The organism is uncultured Bradyrhizobium sp., from assembly GCF_947648125.1.
In the GTDB taxonomy this organism is placed as follows: Bacteria; Pseudomonadota; Alphaproteobacteria; order Rhizobiales; family Xanthobacteraceae; genus Bradyrhizobium.
The window spans coordinates 63,847-82,755 of record NZ_CANSMR010000022.1 but is presented as its reverse complement, the minus strand read 5'-3'; the positions used below and the strand labels follow the sequence as shown (position 1 = coordinate 82,755).

Annotated in this window: 14 protein-coding genes; 6 read left to right on the top strand and 8 right to left on the bottom strand. The window is 66.6% G+C overall.

All coding sequences use genetic code 11. From position 1 onward, the window contains the following. Positions 1-80: 80 nt before the first annotated feature. Positions 81-1,109 (bottom strand): NAD(P)/FAD-dependent oxidoreductase, encoded by a 1,029-nt coding sequence (locus Q0030_RS30090; protein WP_173637601.1) that lies wholly within the window; start codon positions 1,107-1,109, stop codon positions 81-83. Positions 1,110-1,272: 163 nt separating this feature from the next. Between Q0030_RS30090 and Q0030_RS30085 the strand changes: the two genes are divergently transcribed. Beyond that, positions 1,273-1,734, top strand: coding sequence for a thioesterase family protein (locus tag Q0030_RS30085; protein WP_298375500.1), 462 nt, complete (start codon positions 1,273-1,275; stop codon positions 1,732-1,734). 105 nt (positions 1,735-1,839) lie between these two features. Here Q0030_RS30085 and Q0030_RS30080 read toward each other — a convergent pair whose 3' ends face one another. Further along, on the bottom strand, positions 1,840-2,160 hold the full coding sequence (locus Q0030_RS30080) for a 2Fe-2S iron-sulfur cluster-binding protein (RefSeq protein WP_092115454.1): 321 nt from the start codon (positions 2,158-2,160) through the stop codon (positions 1,840-1,842). Positions 2,161-2,324: 164 nt separating this feature from the next. After that, entirely contained in the window at positions 2,325-2,702 is a 378-nt protein-coding gene (locus Q0030_RS30075) for an Hpt domain-containing protein (RefSeq protein WP_092115455.1), read from the bottom strand. Between the two features lie 379 nt (positions 2,703-3,081). Here Q0030_RS30075 and Q0030_RS30070 point away from each other — a divergent pair, with 379 nt between their 5' ends. Together Q0030_RS30070 and Q0030_RS30065 are read left to right on the top strand one after the other, a co-directional pair. Continuing rightward, a complete protein-coding gene (locus Q0030_RS30070; protein ID WP_298375493.1) occupies positions 3,082-9,012 on the top strand; it encodes a negative regulator of septation ring formation in 5,931 nt (1,976 codons plus the stop codon). A gap of 107 nt (positions 9,013-9,119) precedes the next feature. Continuing rightward, positions 9,120-9,482, top strand: a complete 363-nt coding sequence (locus Q0030_RS30065; RefSeq protein WP_298375490.1) for a hypothetical protein — start codon at positions 9,120-9,122, stop codon at positions 9,480-9,482. Between the two features lie 39 nt (positions 9,483-9,521). Here Q0030_RS30065 and Q0030_RS30060 read toward each other — a convergent pair whose 3' ends face one another. The 3 genes from Q0030_RS30060 to Q0030_RS30050 all read right to left on the bottom strand — a co-directional run bounded on the left by Q0030_RS30060 (position 9,522) and on the right by Q0030_RS30050 (position 12,423). Beyond that, entirely contained in the window at positions 9,522-10,397 is an 876-nt protein-coding gene (locus Q0030_RS30060) for an MlaD family protein (protein ID WP_298375488.1), read from the bottom strand. 119 nt (positions 10,398-10,516) lie between these two features. Continuing rightward, a complete protein-coding gene (locus tag Q0030_RS30055) occupies positions 10,517-11,287 on the bottom strand; it encodes an ABC transporter ATP-binding protein (protein WP_298375485.1) in 771 nt (256 codons plus the stop codon). 2 nt (positions 11,288-11,289) lie between these two features. After that, positions 11,290-12,423, bottom strand: coding sequence for an ABC transporter permease (locus tag Q0030_RS30050; protein ID WP_298375483.1), 1,134 nt, complete (start codon positions 12,421-12,423; stop codon positions 11,290-11,292). A 141-nt stretch (positions 12,424-12,564) separates the two neighbouring features. Here Q0030_RS30050 and dgcA point away from each other — a divergent pair, with 141 nt between their 5' ends. Continuing rightward, the gene (gene dgcA, locus Q0030_RS30045; protein WP_298375481.1) at positions 12,565-13,566 is read left to right on the top strand and encodes an N-acetyl-D-Glu racemase DgcA; all 1,002 of its coding nucleotides are present in this window, start codon (positions 12,565-12,567) and stop codon (positions 13,564-13,566) included. On the opposite strand, the gene Q0030_RS30040 is transcribed toward dgcA, so the two are convergent. Further along, positions 13,563-14,735 (bottom strand): MFS transporter, encoded by a 1,173-nt coding sequence (locus Q0030_RS30040; protein WP_298375479.1) that lies wholly within the window; start codon positions 14,733-14,735, stop codon positions 13,563-13,565. The genes dgcA and Q0030_RS30040 overlap by 4 nt on opposite strands. A gap of 75 nt (positions 14,736-14,810) precedes the next feature. Between Q0030_RS30040 and Q0030_RS30035 the strand changes: the two genes are divergently transcribed. Together Q0030_RS30035 and Q0030_RS30030 are read left to right on the top strand one after the other, a co-directional pair. Continuing rightward, the gene (locus tag Q0030_RS30035; protein ID WP_298375477.1) at positions 14,811-16,094 is read left to right on the top strand and encodes a hypothetical protein; all 1,284 of its coding nucleotides are present in this window, start codon (positions 14,811-14,813) and stop codon (positions 16,092-16,094) included. Positions 16,095-16,232: 138 nt separating this feature from the next. Further along, on the top strand, positions 16,233-17,792 hold the full coding sequence (locus Q0030_RS30030; protein WP_298375474.1) for a caspase family protein: 1,560 nt from the start codon (positions 16,233-16,235) through the stop codon (positions 17,790-17,792). A 73-nt stretch (positions 17,793-17,865) separates the two neighbouring features. Here the strand turns inward: Q0030_RS30030 and Q0030_RS30025 are convergent, their stop codons facing one another. After that, a complete protein-coding gene (locus tag Q0030_RS30025) occupies positions 17,866-18,855 on the bottom strand; it encodes a threonine/serine dehydratase (RefSeq protein ID WP_298375471.1) in 990 nt (329 codons plus the stop codon). Positions 18,856-18,909 lie beyond the last annotated feature (54 nt).

Sequence of the window (18,909 nt, the reverse complement as noted above, 5' to 3'; positions counted from 1 at the left end):
CCATTTCGCGGAGTGTTCCAGTACCCGCGCCGCACGGGCAATGGCCCATGCCCCCGGCATTTGTCGCTGTCGGAGTGGAATCAGTTCACTCCAAGCTTCTTCTGCAAACTTGATGACGAGGTTGTGTACTGGAACACCAGCCGCTTGTCGGGATACACGTAGCGGTGCGCCTTCTGCGCCATCAGCGCGCCCTCGTGGAAGCCGGAGAGAATGAGCTTCAGCTTGCCCGGATAGGTGTTGATGTCGCCGATCGCGAAGATGCCTGAAACGTTGGTCTCGAATGCTGCGGTGTCGACCGGCACCAGATTGTTCTCCAGCGCCACGCCCCAGTTCGCGACCGGACCGAGCTTCATGGTGAGCCCGAAGAACGGCAGCATCGTATCGCAGGCGATCGTCGACATCGCATTGTCGTTGCCCTTCAGCGCGGCGCCCGAGAGTTGACCGTTGGCGCCTTCGAGCCCGGTGACCTGGCCGATTTTCAGGTCCATCTTGCCGTCGGCAACCAGCGAACGCATCTGCTCGACGCTGTGCGGCGCTGCGCGGAAATCGTCGCGCCGGTGCAGCAGCGTGATGCGCTTGGCGATCGGATGCAGATTGAGCGTCCAGTCGAGCGCGGAGTCGCCGCCGCCGACGATCAGGATGTTCTTGTCGCGGAACTGCTCCATCTTGCGCACGGCATAGAAGACCGACGTGCCTTCATAGGCCTCGATGCCCGGCACCGGCGGACGCTTCGGCTGGAACGAACCGCCGCCCGCAGAGATCACCACGACCTTGGCCTCGAACTCCTTGCCGGCATCGGTCTTCACCCGAAACAGGGGATCGCCGATCTTCTCGATGCTCTCCACCATCTCGTTGAGATGGAAGGTCGGGCCGAACGGCTTGATCTGCTCCAGCAGCTGCTCGGTCAGGCCCTGGCCGGTGACAAAGGGAATGCCGGGAATGTCGTAGATCGGCTTCTCCGGATAAAGCTCGGCGCACTGCCCGCCGATCTTGTCGAGGATGTCGACGAGATGCACCTTCATGTCGAGCAGGCCCAGTTCGAACACGGCGAACAGTCCGCAGGGACCCGCGCCAATTATCAGCACATCCGTTTTGATCGCTTCGCTCATATCCGCTTCTTTTCAGTTGAGATTGGCTGGACGGCTTTCGCCTGTCCAGCCAAGTATGGCCGGATCGGGACATGCATAATAGGGACAGTGGCTGGCGCGGCAACCCCTTGCCGAGCCTGCGTAACTCGGCTGTATGGGCGGGAAACCGCCGGAGATCCCCCTCGTGAACGCCCCTGTCCGCGCCGACGATGCACTGCGCCTGGAAGACTTTCCCTATCGCCTGTCCGACAATGTGCGCTTTGCCGATCTCGACCCGAACGGGCACGTCAACAACGCCGTCTATGCGAGCTATTTTGAAACCGGCCGCGTCACGCTGGTGAAGGATCGCAGCATGGGGCTGATGCCGGCCGGGCTTGGCTGGATCATGGTGCGGCTCGACATCCATTTCCGTGCCGAGCTGCACTGGCCGGGCCAGATCGAGCTCGGGCTTGGTCTCGTCAAGTTCGGACGGACGTCGACCACCTTCGATCAGGTGGTATTTTCGGAAGGGAGATGTGTGGCGTCGGCGAAGGCGGTCACCGTGATGATCGATGAGGCCACGCGCAGACCGACGCCGCTGCCGGCGGAGGTCAAGGAGAACTTCCGCCGCTGGGTCCGTCGCGGTGTGAACCCGGACGGCGAATAGGAGACGACAGAGCGTTTTCGAGCGAAGTGGGTACCGGTTCGCGTGAAGAAAACGCGTCAAAACAAAATCTAGAGCCCCGTTCCGATTCAATCGGAACGAAGGGCTCTAGGCCTGCCGCTCCGGCGTCGACACGACCAGTCCGTCGAGATCGTCGGTCACCTTGATCTGGCAGGACAGCCGCGAATTCGGACGCACGTCGAAGCCGAAATCCAGCATGTCCTCTTCCATCGGCGACGGCGCGCCGACCTTCTCGCGCCACGCGTCATCGACATAGACATGGCAGGTCGCACAGGCGCAGGCGCCGCCGCATTCGGCTTCAATGCCGGGAATGGCGTTGCGGATCGCGCCTTCCATCACCGTCGCGCCGTTCTCGATATCAATGGAGCGTTTCTCTCCGGAATGGTCGATAAAGTGGATTTTGGCCATGATTGCTCGTGCTGCCGGAATGCGCCGGACGATGGTTGGAAAGGTCCCGGCAGTCGTATAACGGGTCGATCTTCACAGCGCTAGCGCGGAGACCGAAAACCTGCCGGCCGGCCAGGACGGCGCCCAGACCGTTGCCGCAGGCCGTGGTGGAGATGCCGGAAGGCCTAGGAGCGGCCCAGAATCAGCTCGATCGCCGTGCGCGCCTCGGCAATCGCGGCCCCGAGCGCGGCGAGCGGCTGGGCCGGGTCGGAACCGGCGGTCAGCGCGGTTTCCAGGTTGGCGGCAGCCTCGGCGACACCGAAGGCGCCAATCGCCCGCGCCGATCCTTTCAGGGTATGGGCGTGGGTCGGAGCCTCGGGCGGCAAGGCAGCCAGCTCGCCAAGGATCCGGGCCGACTGGGTCGAGAACATCGCCAGCACTTCCCGCTCCAGCCCCGGGTCGCCCAGCGTCATCCGCCGGAGGTGATCGACGTCGATCGGCCCGTCGCCCGGCGCGAGCGGCGGCGATTGCGTCCATTCAACCCGTTCGAGATGAAGCGGCATGGCCTGTCCCTGTCGTCTCTGCCGGGCTTCACCGGCGGACCGTTCGCCCAGCCAATCACGAAACTGGTTAACGAATTGTTGTCGGGATGATCGGCAAAACCGCCCGATTCTGGACAATTTCCGGACACAATCGGCCCTCTGCGGCAGGAATTTCGAGTACCGATAAGGCCTTATGGCGCAAAGCTGTTAACGATGATTAAGAAAGTATTAATCGCAAGCATTTCATTCGCATCGCTCTCCCAATAGGATGTTTGCGGATGTAGCGGACAAGCCGCCGAGGGGGCGCTTGCGCTCCGCTTGTGGGCACCGGCTTCGAGCTTGCGCGGGGACGATCGCAAGCTCGCCGACGCGTAAAATAGTGAGAGGGCTCAGACTGAACATGGCGAACACTCCCAAGAAGGTCAAAGATCCCACCGAAGTCGCGCTTTCTGCCATCCAGGAAGCCCTCAACATCAGCGAACAGGGCGCGGAGAGCCGCAGCCCCCTCAACGAAGGCGCCGCGCCGCCGAGCCTGCCGCTGTCAGCTCCGGATTTTTCAGCCGCATCGTTCGAGTCCCGTCCGAATGCCGATCGTTCGGTGTTCGAGCCGATCGAGGAGCCGCGCGCGCCGCGCCGCGCCGCCAATGATGATCGCGAGACCATCGGCCAGATGCTGCAGACGCTGCAGGGAGGGCGCGCCCGCAACGCCTTCACGCTGTTCTTCGTCTGCTCCGGCGCCTGGCTGCTCGGCGGCGTCATCCTCACCATCGCGTTCTGGCCGGCCCTGCAGGCTTCGATGGCCCAGGGCACCGGCGTCCTGGTGCTCGCCGGCCTCGCCGCGCTGTTCGCCGTTCCGGTGCTGCTGTTCTATTATCTCGCCAGCCTCGCCGCGCACGGTCAGCGCATGCAGATGATCGCGCAATCGATGGCCCAGGTCGCAATGCGATTCTCCGAGCCGGAAAACGCCGCCGCCGATTCCATGGTGACGGTCGGCCAGGCGATCCGCCGCGAGGTCGCGGCGATGGGCGATGGCGTCGAACGCGCGATCGCGCGCGCCGGCGAACTCGAGACGCTGGTTGCCAACGAGGTGGCGGCGCTGGAGCGCGCCTATTCCGACAATGAAGTGCGCATCCGCGCGCTGCTGCAGGACATCGCCCACCAGCGCGACAATCTGGTCGGCCAGGCCGAGCAGGTGCGCAGCGCGATCTCCGGCGTGCAGATCGACCTGCGCCACGACATCGCGCTGATCTCGGACGCGATTGCCTCGCGCGTCGACGAGGTCGCCAAGAGCATCACCAGCGCGCTGGAAGAGCGCGGCCAGCACATCACGACCGCGTTGGGCCATGCCGGCGACAACATGATCCTCGCGCTCGGCGAGCGCGGCGGCGACCTGCTCGACCGCCTCGAGGAAGCCAGCGCCGAGACCACGCGCGCGGTGATGGACGCCTCCGAGCGGCTCACCACCAGCCTCAACTTCAAGACCGGCCACGTCCATGACGAGTTCGTCGATCTGGCCGATCGCGTCCACGAGATGCTGAACGAGCGCGTCGATCGCATCACCGGCGAGTTCGAGCAGCGTTCGTCCGCGATCGTCGACGGCATCTCCGACCGCACCGAAGAGGTCCACGACTCCCTGAAGAACTCCGCGGACTCGCTGCTGCTCGAGCTCGAGCTGCGCAGCAACGACCTCGTCAGCAAGATCGACGACGCCGGCAACCGCCTCGCCGGCCAGATCATGACCTCCGGCGACAGGGCGAGCGAGGCGCTCGACGTCACCGTCAACTCGCTGGTGGCCAAGGTGGTGGGCCAGACCGAGACCGCGCACGACTCGCTGTCGCTGCAGATGAGCGCGTTCGACGACCTGGTGAAGAACCACGGCAGCGAGCTCGCCGAGAAATTCGCCCGCGACTCCGGCACGCTCGGCGCGCTGATCACCCGCCACATCTCGGAATTCGACCGCACCGTGAAGACGTTCGGCGGCGACATCGTCGAGCGCATGGGCCAGCGGACCCAGGACATCGCCGACAGCCTCAAGACCTATGTCGACACCTTCGACAATCGCGTCACCACCAATAGCGGCGAGATCACCGCTTCGCTCGACCAGCGCCTGCTGCAGTTCGAGACCACGCTCGGCAGCCGCGTCACCAACCTCGACGCCTCGCTGACCGACAAGCTGTCGTCCTTCGACAGTTCGCTCGCCACCAAGATCGGCTCGTTCGACGGCCGCCTGCAGTCGCTGGATGACGCGATCGACGGCCGCATGCGGACGCTCGAAGTCACCTTCGAGAGCCGCGCCAAGTCGGTCACCGACACCATCGACGGCCATCTCGGGACGCTCGCGACCCAGCTGACCGAAGGCGCCACCCAGGCGATCCACTCGATCGACTCGCGCCTCGGCCTGCTGACCACGACCCTGACCGAGGGCACCGTGCAGGCGATCGCCGCGGTCGACCATCGCATCAACGGCGTCACCGAGACCATCGACGGCCACAGCAACCGTCTCGTCGACACCATCAACGGCCACAGCACCCGCCTCGCCGATACCATCAATGGTCACAACAGCCGCCTCGTCGAGACCATCAGTGGTCATAGCTCGAACCTGACCGACACCATCTCGGCGCGCTTCGCCGACATCCAGCAGGGCATCGAGAGCCGCGTCGGCGTCATCGCCGGTGACATCGACACCCGCGTCGCGCAGTTCGAGGACCTGCTCGGCTCGCGCGTCGAGGCCGTCGCCGGCCGCATCGAGAGCAGCGGCCGCCAAGCGAGCGAGGACCTGATGTCCCGCGCCGAAATGTTGTCGTCGAGCATCAAGTCCCATGTCGAGGACGCCGAGCGCTCGCTGACCAACCTCGTGGTCAACACCAGCGAAACCATCCAGACCGGTGCGCGCACCGCGCAGCAGGCGCTGCTCACCGTGTCCGCGGATGTCGGCAACCAGCTCAAGCTGAGCTCGGCCGAGGTCGAGGGCGTGCTGACCGCCGTCGGCACCAGCGCCGCCAACTCGATCCTCACCAGTGCCCGCGACGCCCAGGTGTCGCTGGTCTCCGCATCCGGCGACGTCGCCTCGCAGATCAAGGCGCTGTCGGAGGACGTCGAGCGCACGCTGCAGGCGGCCGGTAGCGCCACCGCAGCCTCGGTGCTGTCGGGCGCCCGCGACGCGCAGACCACGCTGGTCTCCGCCTCGGCCGAAGCCGCAAGCCAGGTCAAGTCGCTGGCTTCCGATGTCGAGCAATCGCTGTCGATGTCCGGCTCTGCCGCCGCCGAAGCGATCATGACCGGCGCCCGCGAGGCCCAGACCACGCTGATCGCAACGTCGGCCGACGTCACCGGCCAGGTCAAGTCGCTCGCCAGCGACGTCGAGCGTTCGCTGTCGATGGCCGGTTCCGCGACCGCGGAAGCCGTCGTCGCCTCCGCCCGCGAGGCCCAGAGCACGCTGGCCGGCGCGTCGACCGAAGCCACCAATCTGGTCCGCACGCTCGCGGCCGACATGCAGCACTCGCTCTCGACCGCCGGCACCGCGACCGCGGAAGCCGTCGTCGCCTCGGCCCGCGAGGCCCAGAACACGCTGGCCGGCGCGTCGACCGACGCCACCAATCTGGTCCGCACCCTGTCGGCCGACATCGAGCGTTCGCTGTCGATGGCAGGCTCCGCCACCGCGGAAGCCATCGTCGCCTCGGCCCGCGAGGCCCAGAGCACGCTGGCCGGTGCATCCACCGAGGCCACCGATCTGGTCCGCACCCTGGCGGCCGACATGGAGCGCTCGCTCTCGATGGCCGGCTCCGCCACCGCGGAATCGATCACCGCCGGCGCGCGTGAAGCCCAGAGCATGCTGGTCAATGCATCGACCGAGTCTGCGACAAAGGTGACGGCGCTTGCCGCCGATATCCAGCGTGCGCTGTCGATGGCCGGTTCCGGCACCATCGAGGTGCTGACGGCCGGCGCTCGCGAGGCGCAGAACACCCTCGTCACCGCGTCGACGGATGCAGCCAACCACGTCAAGTCGCTGGCAGCCGATGTCGAGCGCACCCTGACGTCGGTCGGCACCAACACCGCCCAGACGATCGTCGGCAGTGCCCGCGATGCCCAGAACTCATTCGTGGCAACGTCCAGCGAGGCTGCAAGCCAGATGCGCGCGATCTCTGTCGAGATCGAGCGCTCGCTGACCGCGGCTAGCGCCGAGACCGCACAGACCATCCTGGGCAGCGCCCGCGAGGCCCAGAGCTCGTTTGCGGCGACCTCCGCCGATGCCGCCGCCCAGATCCGCACGCTCTCGACCGATATCGAGCGCGCGCTGGGTTCGGTCACGGCCAAGACCACCGACAACATCCAGACCTCTGCGCAGAACGCACAGGCCGCCCTGATCACCATGTCCAACGAGGTCTCGACTAAGGTCAAGACGACCTCCGCCGACATCGAACGTTCGGTGCTGTCCGCTTCCAGCGCATTCGGCTCGGCGATGACCGGCAAGACCGACGAGATCGTCACCTATGTGCAGCAGCAGACCGAGCGGCTGTCGCAGATGGTCGACGGCCGCCGCGGCTCGCTGGTCGAGGCGCTGACCGCCAAGACCACGCAGCTGTCGAACGACATGGATCGCGCCACCGCGGACGCGCTGAAGGCGATCGAAACCCGCGGCCTCGCCTTCTCGCAGTCGATGGCGGCGCACGGCGGCGACGTCGCGCGCAACATCACCTCGGCCGGCGATCAGGCGACCGGTGCGGTGGCGAAGTCGCTCAAGGAGCTCGAGCAGGCCTCGCGCGCGGCGATCGACCAGTCGCGCCAGGTCTCGATCTCGGCCGTCACGGAAATGCAGGAGACCAGCAAGATCCTGCGCACCGATACGGTGGCGCTGTTCGAGCGGCTGCGCGAGGGCAACATCCTGCTGCAGGAAGTGTTGACCGGCGCCCACGACAACCTCAACTCGCTGGAGCGCGCGCTGGTGACCCGCGTGGCCGACTTCGTGTCCGCCATGAACGACGTCACCTCGCGCAACGGCGTGGCGACCCAGACGCTGGAAGACCAGCTCACGGTGTTCAACAGCAAGACCGGCAAGGCGCTGGAAGATCTCGGCGCGCTGTCGAGCCAGTTCGAGACCCATGGCAAGGCGCTGATCGAGGCGGCTGCCGTGGTCGAACAGGCCAACCGCTCGACGACGGCCTCCGTCAGCGAGCGCAAGTCGGCGCTGGAATCGCTGGTCACGACCATCGACCTGCGCACCACCGATCTCGATCAGCGGCTGTCGCGCTTCACCGGTCTGCTCGATGAATCGCTCGGCGCGGCCGAGGAACGCGCCCGCGACATCGCGCGCGTGGTGGCGGAGACCGCAGGCGCCGGTTCGGCTGCGATCAGCAAGCAGTTCGAGGCGGTGCGCATGGCCGCCGAGAACGAGCGTCAGCAGACCGTCGACGCCATGAACGACCTCTACCAGCAGAGCAACGCCGAGACCGATGCGATGTTCAAGGAATCGACGGAGAAGTTCTCCGCGATGGTCACGGCGATGAAGCAGATGGCGAGCGAGATGCACAGCGAGCTCGAGGCCACCCGCAACGAGCTGCGCCGCGGCGTGCTGGAGATGCCGCAGGAGGCCGCCGAAAACACTGCGCAGATGCGCAAGGTGATCGTCGACCAGATCGAGGCCCTGGCCGAGCTGAACCGCATCGTCGCCCATCACGGCCGCGGGCTCGACGTGGTCTCGACCAACCGCGCCAGCGTTCGCCACGAGGAGCCGGTGATGGCTGCCGCCGGCGGCCGCGCCGACGTGCGCATGCGGGACAGCGTGCGCGACAATGGCAACAGCGCCTCGACGCTGCCGCCGCCGGATCTCGGCATGTCGACCTCGCGACGCACCGAGGCCCCGTCGGTCAGCCCGGCCAGCCCCAACAACGGCGATGGCTGGCTGTCCGACCTGCTTAACCGCAGCGACGCGCCGCCGCCTGCCCCGCAGGGCCGCGACGCCCAGCAGCGCCCGCGCCCGCAGCAGCAGCCGGCCGCCAATCCGCTGGAGTCGCTGTCGCTCGACATCGGCCGGCTGATGGACCGCACGCTCGCCGCCGAGATGTGGGATCGCTACCAGCGCGGCGAGAACAAGGCGTTCTCCAAGCGCCTCTACACGCCGGCCGGCCAGAAGGCCTTCGATGAGGTGGCCCGCAAGTACCGCGCCGACCGCGGCTTCAAGCAGACGGTCGACCGCTACATCGCGGAGTTCGAGCGCCTGCTCGACGAAGTCGCCCGCGAAGGCCGCGGCCAGCAGGAGCTGAGCAGCCACCTGACCTCGGAGACCGGGCTGGTCTACACCCTGCTCGCCCATGCGGCGGGACGGCTGGGGTAAAGTGTTCGAACCGATCACGATACAGCAAACGGAGGCAGCGATGCCTCCGTTTTGCTTTTCGTCGACGCAAGACTGGAATTGCGGATGAACGAGCTGAGAGGGTTCAGATGTTGCTCGCATGCTGGCGCCCCATCGCCGCGCTGACGGTGCTCGGGACAATCGGGACGGCCGCGACCGCGACGGCGGATCCGATCCAGCCATCCAAGATCCGGACCATCAAAATACAGGAGCCGAACAAGCCGGCAGCCGACACGCCCGTCGTTCGAACGACGCCCGTCCGGCCGGCCGGCGGCGCGATCCGCGATGCGTCCGGTCGCGAATGGCCGGCAACCAACGGCGTCGTCGATGCGGCATCCGATCCCCACCGCGTACGCAGCCTGAGGATTCGCTCCGAGCAGACGTATCCGGACGACCGCTATCGCCGCTTCGTTCCTGAAGCAGCCGAGCCATCTGCGGCGGCGCCCCGGTAGGACTGCGACGATCGTCGGGACGAACGGAGGGCGCGTAGCCTATTGCTGCCGCCGCCGCGGCCCGGCAGGTGCTGCGGCCGGAGCCGGCGCGGGCTCGGGTGCGGCGTTGTTGCTGCCGCCGAAGATCACCCGGCTCGGGTTGCGGTCGAAATTGTTCACGGCGCGGCTGATGTCGGACAGCGTGCGGCGGCCATCGTTGATCAGCAGATTGGACCGTTTGTCGATGTTGTCGGCGAGCTCGCGGATCGACTTCACCATCAGGTTCAGCTCGCTGCCGTTGTTGCCGCCCGCGATCGCGTTGAGGCCCAGCATCAGATTGTCGGCCTTACCCATCACGCCGTCGACCTTGAGCATGACGTTGTCGATCTTCTCGGAATTGCGCGCGAGCGCCTGGGTGAAGACCTCGAGATTCTTCAGCGAGTTCTTCACCGACTGCTGATTGTCGGCGACGATGCGGTTGACGTTCTGTAGGGTGGCGCGGATCGCCTCGGTGACGTCCTGCAGCGCGTTCGGGTCGGCGGTCAGAACCGGGATGCCGTCCTCATCCAGCGGCACCGGCGGGGCAGCCTCTTCGCCGCCCTTCAGCGAGATCGCGGCGACGCCGGTCAGGCCCTGGAATTCGAGGCCGACCAGGGTGTCCTTCCGCAGCGGTGCGTTGTTCTCGATCATCGCAAGCGCGACCACGCGCCTGGGGTTGTCGAGCTTGACCGAGACCACCTCCCCTATCCGGATACCGTTAAAATTGACGTTGCCGCCATTGCGCAGGCCCGACGCCGGCCCCTCGAAAATCACCCGCAACGGGCTGCGCTGCTTGGTGGTGTGCAGGCTCTGGAACCACAGCACGAAGCCGAACGCCGCGGCGATTACCGCCAGCGTGAAAGCCCCGATCAAGACGTAGTTCGCCCGCGTTTCCATCAATTGCTCGCGTTCATCACTCTTGGGCGCTCGCGCAGTCTGCCTGCGTTCGAGCCGTCGAATTCCTGTTGGCGCATGATCTCGTCCGAAAACCGGTCTTTTCGTTTCGGGATCATGGGCTAGGCCACAACGGCGCGGGCGCGCTTGCCGTTGAAATATTGCTGCAGCCACGGATGCTGCGATGCCTTCATGTCGGCGATCGATCCTGCAGCAATGATCTTACCGTTCCCTAAAACGGCGATACGGTCGCACGCCGTGTAAAGGCTGTCGAGATCGTGGGTTACCATGAAAACGGTCAGCCCCAAAGTGCGCTGCAGGGTGCGCACCAGCTCGTCGAAATCGCCGGCGCCGATCGGATCGAGACCCGACGTCGGCTCGTCGAGGAACACGAGCTCGGGATCGAGCGCGAGTGCGCGCGCCAAAGCGACGCGCTTGATCATGCCGCCGGACAGTTCCGACGGATAGCGATCGGCGACCTCGGGCTTGAGCCCGACCATCACGAGCTTTGCCACCATGATCTCGTCGAGCAGCCGCTGCGAGACCCGCAGATATTCGCGCGCCGGAAACTGGATGTTCTGCCGCACGGTAAGCGAGGAGAACAGCGCGCCCTGCTGGAACAGGATGCCCCAGCGCCGCTCGACGGCGCGGCGCTGCGACGAGCTCGCGGCATCGAGATCGACGCCGAACACTTCGATGCGGCCGGAGACCTTCGGCACGAGGCCGATGATGGTGCGCGTCAGCACCGACTTGCCGGCGCCCGACGGGCCGACGAAGCCGAGGATCTCGCCGCGCTTGACGTCGAGGTTGAGGCCGTCGAGCACGCGCGTGCTGCCGAACTGAACCGTGATGTCGCGGACCCGGATAATGGCGTCGATCTCCTGCTCGGCCATGATCACATCCCGATCGAGGCGAAGAAGATCGCGAACACGCCGTCCATCACGATCACGAAGAAGATCCCTTTCACCACCGACGCGGTGGTGTGCTGTCCGAGCGACTCCGCCGAGCCCTGCACTGCCAGCCCCTCGACGCAGGCGACGATGCCGATCACCGCGGCCATGACAGGCGCCTTGACCATGCCGACGATGAAATGGTCGATCGATATGGCATCACGAAGGCGGAGCAGGAAGGCCTCCGGATCGACGCCGCCATAGAGCCAGGCCACCAGGCCGCCGCCATAGAGCGCGGCCATCGCGCCGAGAAAGGCCAGGATCGGCAGCGCCAGCACCAGTGCCAGCATGCGCGGCAGGATCAGGACCTCGATCGGATCGAAGCCCATGGTGCGCAGCGCGTCGATCTCCTCGCGCATCTTCATCGAGCCGAGCTCGGCGGTATAGGCCGAGCCGGAACGGCCCGCGACCATGATCGCGACCAGCAGCACGCCGATCTCGCGCAACACGAGCACGCCGAGCATGTCGACCACGAAGATGTCGGCGCCGAACCTGCGGAAATGGAAGATGCCCTGCTGCGAGATGATGCAGCCGATCAGGAAGGTGATCAGCACTACGATCGGCACCGCGCGCAAGCAGACCTGCTCGAGGTGATGCACCGTCGAGGTGAAGCGGAAGCTGCGCGGATGGATCAGCACCTTGGCGGCCGCGGCCAGCACCGCACCGAGCATATCGACCAGGCCGATGATCGTGCCGCCGATCCCGGCCACGGTGCGCCCGATCTGCTCGAGCATGCCCGATATCAGCAGCGGTTCGCTCGCGGCCTTGGGCGCGGGGCCGACGCGCCGGACCTCGTCGACCAGGCTGGAATAATTGGCCGAGAGGCCCGCGATCTCGGCTTCGGCGCTGGCATCGCTGAGGCTGCGGCGCAGCCGCTCGATCAGCCACGCGCCGAACGTGTCGAGGCTCGCGACCTGCGACACGTCGATGAAGATGTGGGGACGGCTGCCGCGCAGTTTCTCGGCGTCGGAGACGATCCGCTCGAGCGCGGGCGCAAAGCGGGCCGTCCAGTTGCCCGCCGCGCACAACGCCAGTCCTTCGCCTTGGGCTATCCGCTCCAGTGTCGGGTCGCCGCTCACCTTTTGCCTACCCCTCAAGCCGGCTGGCCGCCGCTCACGCAGATCTCCGGCGATGCCGGATCGGCTTGTCGAATCTGTCACTAACCAGCCATAGTTGGTTGCGCGTCGCAAGCTACGGTTCAGGAAATAGTAGACTTTAAAATGACTTCCACCCCACAAGGAGCGATTTCCCTGACCGGGCGGATCGAGCGCTGGCCGATCGCCGGAACCTTCACGATCAGCCGTGGCGCAAAGACCGAGGCTGTCGTGGTGGTGGCCGAGGTGAGCCAGGGCGGCCTCACCGGCCGCGGCGAATGCGTGCCCTACCCGCGCTATGGCGAAACCCCCGAGGCGACGCTGCAGGCGATCCAGGCGATGCAGGAGCCACTCGCCGGCGGCATGGACCGCATCGCCTTGCAGGCCAGGATGCCCGCCGGCGCCGCCCGCAACGCGCTGGATTGCGCGCTGGCGGACCTCGAGGCCAAACGCGCCGGCAGGCGGATCTGGAACCTGCGCGGCCGGCCTGCGCCGGAGCCGCGCACCACCGCCTACACGATCTCGCTCGGGACATCAGAGGCGATGGCGGAGGCCACCGCCAAGGCCGCGCATCGCGCGCTGCTCAAGATCAAGCTCGGCGGCGATGGCGACGCCGCGCGGATCGCCGCCGTGCGCAAGGCGGCACCGGCATCCGAACTGATCGTCGACGCCAATGAAGCCTGGACCGAGGACAACCTCGCCGCCAATCTCGCGGCCTGCGCCAATGCCGGCGTCACGCTGATCGAGCAGCCGCTGCCGGCGGGCAAGGACGAGGCGCTGCTGCGGATCAAGCGCCCGGTTGCGGTCTGCGCCGACGAGAGCGTGCATGACCGCGCCTCGCTCGAAGGCCTGCGCGGCCGCTATGACGCCGTCAACATCAAGCTCGACAAGACCGGCGGGCTGACCGAAGCGCTTGCGATGGCGGACGCCGCCCGCGCGCTCGGCTTCGAGATCATGATCGGCTGCATGGTCGCGACCTCGCTCGCGATGGCGCCGGCGATGCTGATCGCGCAAGCTGCGCGCTTCGTCGATCTCGACGGCCCGCTGCTGCTGGCCAGGGACCGCGACAACGGCCTGCGCTACGAGGGCAGCCTGGTCTATCCGCCCGACGCCGCACTCTGGGGCTAGTGGGTTAGTCGTTTGCGCGCCAACCACATCACCAGCCCGCCCGTCGCCGCCATCGCCGCCATCATGTCGTAGACGCCGAGCCCGAAGCGCGCATAGACCATGCCGCTGACGATCGCCGTGGTGCTTGCGACAATGCCGCCGCAGGCGGTGAGATAGCCCTGCGCGCGTGCCATCACATGGACCGGCACGTGATGCACCATCAGCCCCATGATGCCGACCTGGGTCAGGCCGAAGCTCAGCCCGTGGCCGAGCTGGACCACGGCCAGCACCGCAAGCGGCGGATCCTGCGCGGTGATCGCCCAGCGCGCCACGGCGCTGGCGGCCGCGATCATCACCAGCACAGCCGACGGCAGCGTGAAGCGCGGCGAGGCCGCAAACAGCACGATCTCGGCGATCACGCCGAGCACCCAGAGGGCCGCGATCGTCAGGCCGCTGAAACCGGCCTGCTGCCAGGCAATCGATGCGAAGATGTAATAGGCGCCGTGGCTGCCCTGGATCAGCGCCGAGGACACGATGATGGCGAGGAACGTCGGATTACGCAGCAGCCTCGGCACGCCGGCCGCGTGCGCGACTGTGGCCACCGGGCGGCCGAGCGGCCGCAGCGTCAGCCCGACCAGCGCGCCGAGCACGGTCACGGCCGTGATGATCCAGATCAGATCGACCTCGGCGACATAGCGAAGCAGGAACCCGCTGATCAGCGCGCAGACCGCGAAGGCGGCCGAACCCCAGAGCCGCAACGGCCCGTAGCTCAGGCCGAATTGCCTGACACCGCGCAGCGCATAGGCGTCGGTGAGTGGCACCATCGGCGTCCACACGCAGCAGGTCAGCGCATAGACCGCGAGCAACACCAACGGCTGGTGCTGGGTGCCGATCACGGCAAAGCCCACCGCGGTGGCGAATCCCGTGACGATCATCGCACCGCGCAGCATCTGGCGACGCTCCGCCGCCGCGGTGACCAGTGGCAGCACGGTGAAGCGCGTCACCGGCGGCACCGCCGTGATGAGGCCGATCCACGTGGCGTCGATCCCGATCGCCTTCAGCCACACCGTGAAAAACGGCAGGTGGACCCCGGTCATCCCGAACGTCGTGGCATAGAATGCCGCGAGGCTGCGCGCGAATCGCCGCGGCGCAACCTTGGCTGCGATGGGGATTTGTGATTCGGAAGACATCAATTCAATTGCGATTCGCGCGATATCGTGGTGATCGTTAGCGTAACGCGCAGTGATTTGCGCGGAGAGATTGTGATGGCCGAAGAAGCATTCGCCCTGTCTCCGATATCCGCCCGCGCGGCCCTGCCGAGCGAGGAGGACTATGCTGCAATCAGCGCGGCCTTCATGGAGACCTCGCGGGGCCGCTGGTTCCTCGGCGAATACGCCAAGCGCAACCGCAATGCCGATACCCGCATGGTGCTCGATGCCGTGGCGCGGATCGAGGACAGCCTCAGCGCGCAGCGGCAAGCCGCCGCAGCGGCCATCAGGGACGAGCAGCTGGCACAGGCGCTGGCCGCCCTGCGCGGCGCGATCGAGGCCGCCCAGGCCTCGGCCATCGCTGCACTCGACGGCATCAGCTTCGAGCCGAACCTCGCGCCTGTGCGCAAGGGCGTACGGGTGATCAGGGAGATCTCCTGGCGGCTGCGCGAGATCGGCAATGACGGCCGGATCTGCGACATCATCGATTCGCAGGCCAGTGCGATCGAGGCCGGTGCGGCCGAGGTTTCGATGGACGACGCCAAGGCCGTGCTGGATGCTGCTTTCGCGGCGCTGGCCCGCCGGCTCAGCGAATTCGATCCGGACCAGGCGGCGACGCCCACGGCTGAGCCAGCGGCCGTGGCCGAAGCGCCGGTTCCGGAACCGCCCGCTGCTGCCCCCTCGCCGCAATCGGTAGTCGAAAGCACTGCCACCGAGAGCGCTGCGCCTGAAGCCACTATCGCCGCCACGCCGCCGGCGCCGCCCCAGGAGGCCGTTGCAACGCCGAGCATTGAGGCTGCCACAGCCGCCATGCCGGAGCCAAACGAAGCATGGCTCAAGGCGGAGGCCGCGCTGGCCGAAGCCGAAGCGGCAGAACTCGCCCGCGTCACCGAGGCCGCCGCTGACGCGCAGGACGAAGCGGTGCTCGACCTCATCGCGATGGAGATGGGCGCGCCCGATCCGATCGACGAAGAAGCGATCGCCGAAGAGATGCACCTTGCCGAGGAGATGCGCGTCGCCGAGGCAATGGCCGCCGAGCCCGAGATGGTCGCACCGGCCATTCAGCCCGCGCCGGCGCCCGAGCCGATCGAGGTCAAGGTCGAGCCGCCGCCGATGGCCGCAGCGCCGATGGCTGCAGCACCGGTTGCCGCGGCTCCGGCAGCCGTGCCGCCGCCTCTCCCGCCCGCCGTCGAGGCTGCCGCGGCTCCCGCAGCCGAAGTCTCACTCGGCTCGACAATCATCGCGAGCGGCCTTTTGAAGAAGCCGAGCGTCGCAGCCAATGATCCGCTCGCGCCGATCCGCCGTATGAGCCAGGTCGAGAGAATCGCGTTCTTCTCGTAAGCGCGACGTGCGCGCGCTACGCCTCCACCTCCCATTGACCACCCGCGCAGCGTGACCCAGCTCACGTACGACGGGCGCGTCCGCGCCTAGCCTCGCCGCGACCGGTCCCGCACCGGGACCAGCTTTTGGGAGCGCACGATGGTCCGCCTGACATCCATCATGATATCGGCCGCATTGCTTGGTCTGCTGAGCCTCGGTGGATCAGGCGCAGCATCTGCCGAGACCGGCGGCATGACCGTCGGCAATGCCACGCAGGCGTCGGCACAATCCATCGATCAAGCCGCTTCGCCGGCGACGCCTACCGCAGCGGCGCCGGCCGCATTGCGCGGCCCCGAGCAGCGCGTCGCGCTCGTGATCGGCAATGCCAACTATGAGAATGCGCCGAAGCTTGCCAATCCAGGCAATGACGCGCAGTCGATGGCCGAGCTGCTGAACGCGGCCGGCTTCGAGGTGATCGCCGCGACAGACCTCAGGCAGGGCGACATGGTGAAGGTGTTGCGGGATTTCTCCGACAAGGTCTCGGCGCGCGGTCCCGGTACGGTCGCGATGATCTATTACGCCGGCCACGGCGTGCAGCTCGCCGGCGAGAACTATCTGATTCCGGTCGATGCCAGGATCGCAACGCCGTCCGACCTCGACGGCAATGCGGTGCGCCTCGTCGACGTGATGGGCACGTTGGAGAACATCCCGAGCCGGATGCGCATCGTGGTGCTCGATGCCTGCCGCAACAACCCGTTTCCCAACGTAAACGACGCCGGCCGCGGCCTTGCCGTCGTCGATGCACCGAACGGCTCGATTGTCGGCTATTCGACGGCGCCGGGCATGGAAGCGCAGGACGGCAGCAACGGCCACAGCCCCTACACCAACGCCTTCCTGCGCCTGGCGCGCGAGCCCAATCTGCCGATCGAGCAGCTGTTCAAGCGCATTCGTCTCGACGTCAACTCGACGACCGACGGCCGGCAGACGCCCTGGGAAAGCTCGTCGCTGACCTCCGATTTCTATTTCTTCGGCGACACTGCCGTGGCGTCGGCGCGAGCGCCGGCGAATGGCCCGGTCGTGCAGATGGCATCGAACCTGCCGAACCGCTCGGTGCGCCAGGCCTATGACTTCGTGCTGTCCGAGGGCCGTCCGGAATACTATGAGGAATTCATCCGGCTTTATCCGCGCGATCCGCTGTGCGATCGCATTCGCTTCCTGCTGACGAACTGGCTGCAGGTCGCGGCCTGGCACAAGGCGGTGCTTGCCAACACGCCTTTCGCCTACAAGACCTTCCACGACAATTTCGGCAGCAGCCCCTATGCGCAATCGGCGTTGAAGCTGCAGGCGCAGCCGAAGGCAGTCCCGCTGATGCAGTTCACGCGGCTGTCAAACCGTCCGGCCTTCCGGCCGATCAATGCCGGCGAGCAAGGCACCGTCGGCAAGATCGTGACCCTGCCCGCACCTGGAGCGAAGCCGGTCGGCATGCCGAGCTCAATCGGCAAGGGCAAGGTTGCTAGCCTGCCTGCCGCGAATGCCGGCAAGGCCACGTCGAACGCGATCATGAAAAACAACAGCAGGCAGCACTTCCGCGCCGAGCGGCAGAGCATGCAAGTCAACCGGACGGGTTCAGGCGGCGGCCATGCCGCGTTCCACTCAAGTCCGTCCGTCTCGCACGTCGGCGGGATTGGCGGCAGCCATCGTGGCAGCTTCAGGCACTGATCGGCCGCACCACGCAACGAAACGGGGGCAGAGCGCGCACTGCCCTGCCCCCGTTCCTTTCAAGATGCTGGTCTCAGGCGACAAGCTTCGCGAACAGGTCTGCGTCGACATTGCCACCCGAGAGTACGATGACGACGTTCTTGCCCTTGGCGTCGATCCGTCCCGCGAGCAGCGCCGCGAGCCCGACCGCGCCGCCGGGCTCGACCACGAGCTTCAGCTCGCGATAGGCGAAGGCGACGGCGGCGCCGACCTCGTCGTCGGAGACGCTGACGCCATTTGCGAGCAGCTTGCTGTTGATGGCAAAGGTGAGTTCGCCCGGCATCATCGCCATCAGCGCATCGCAGATGGTGCGCGCCGCGACCGGATGCGCCTCGCGATGGCCGACCTTGAGCGACAAAGCGTGATCGTCATAGCCCGCGGGCTCGGCGACGATCACCTGGGCCTGCGGATATTTCGCCTTCACCGCGGTCGCAACACCCGCGATCAGGCCGCCGCCCGAAGCCGGCGCCACCACGATGTCGGGCACGAGCCCGAGCGCGGCCATGTCCTCGGCGATCTCGCGGCCGGCGGTGCCCTGGCCCGCGATCACGAAGGGATCGTCATAGGGACGCACCAACGTCGCGCCGCGCTTGCCGGCGATGCCATTGGCAATCGCCTCGCGGTCGTCGCGATCGCGGTCGTACAGCACAACCTCGGCGCCATAGGACTTCGTCCGCTCGCGCTTGGTGATCGGGGAGTCCGCAGGCATCACGATGGTCGCCTGCATGTTGAGGATCTTTGCCGCCGCGGCAACGCCCTGGGCGTGGTTGCCCGAGGAGAACGCGACGACGCCCCCGCTCCGCTTGTCCTGCGGGATAGAGGCGAGCTTGTTGAAGGCGCCGCGGAACTTGAACGATCCGGTTCGCTGCAACATCTCGGGCTTGAGGAAGACCTGGGTGCCGACGCGTTCGTTGAGAACGGGGAAAGTCAGGAGCGGCGTGCGCACCGCGAACGGCGCGACCACCCTTGCGGCGGCATCGATGTCCGCGGCAGCAACGGGTGGATTGAGAGTGATGTCCGTCATCCACGATTTGTATCGCGGTAGCGGGCAGCCCGGCAAGACGCTTTAGCGTGACTC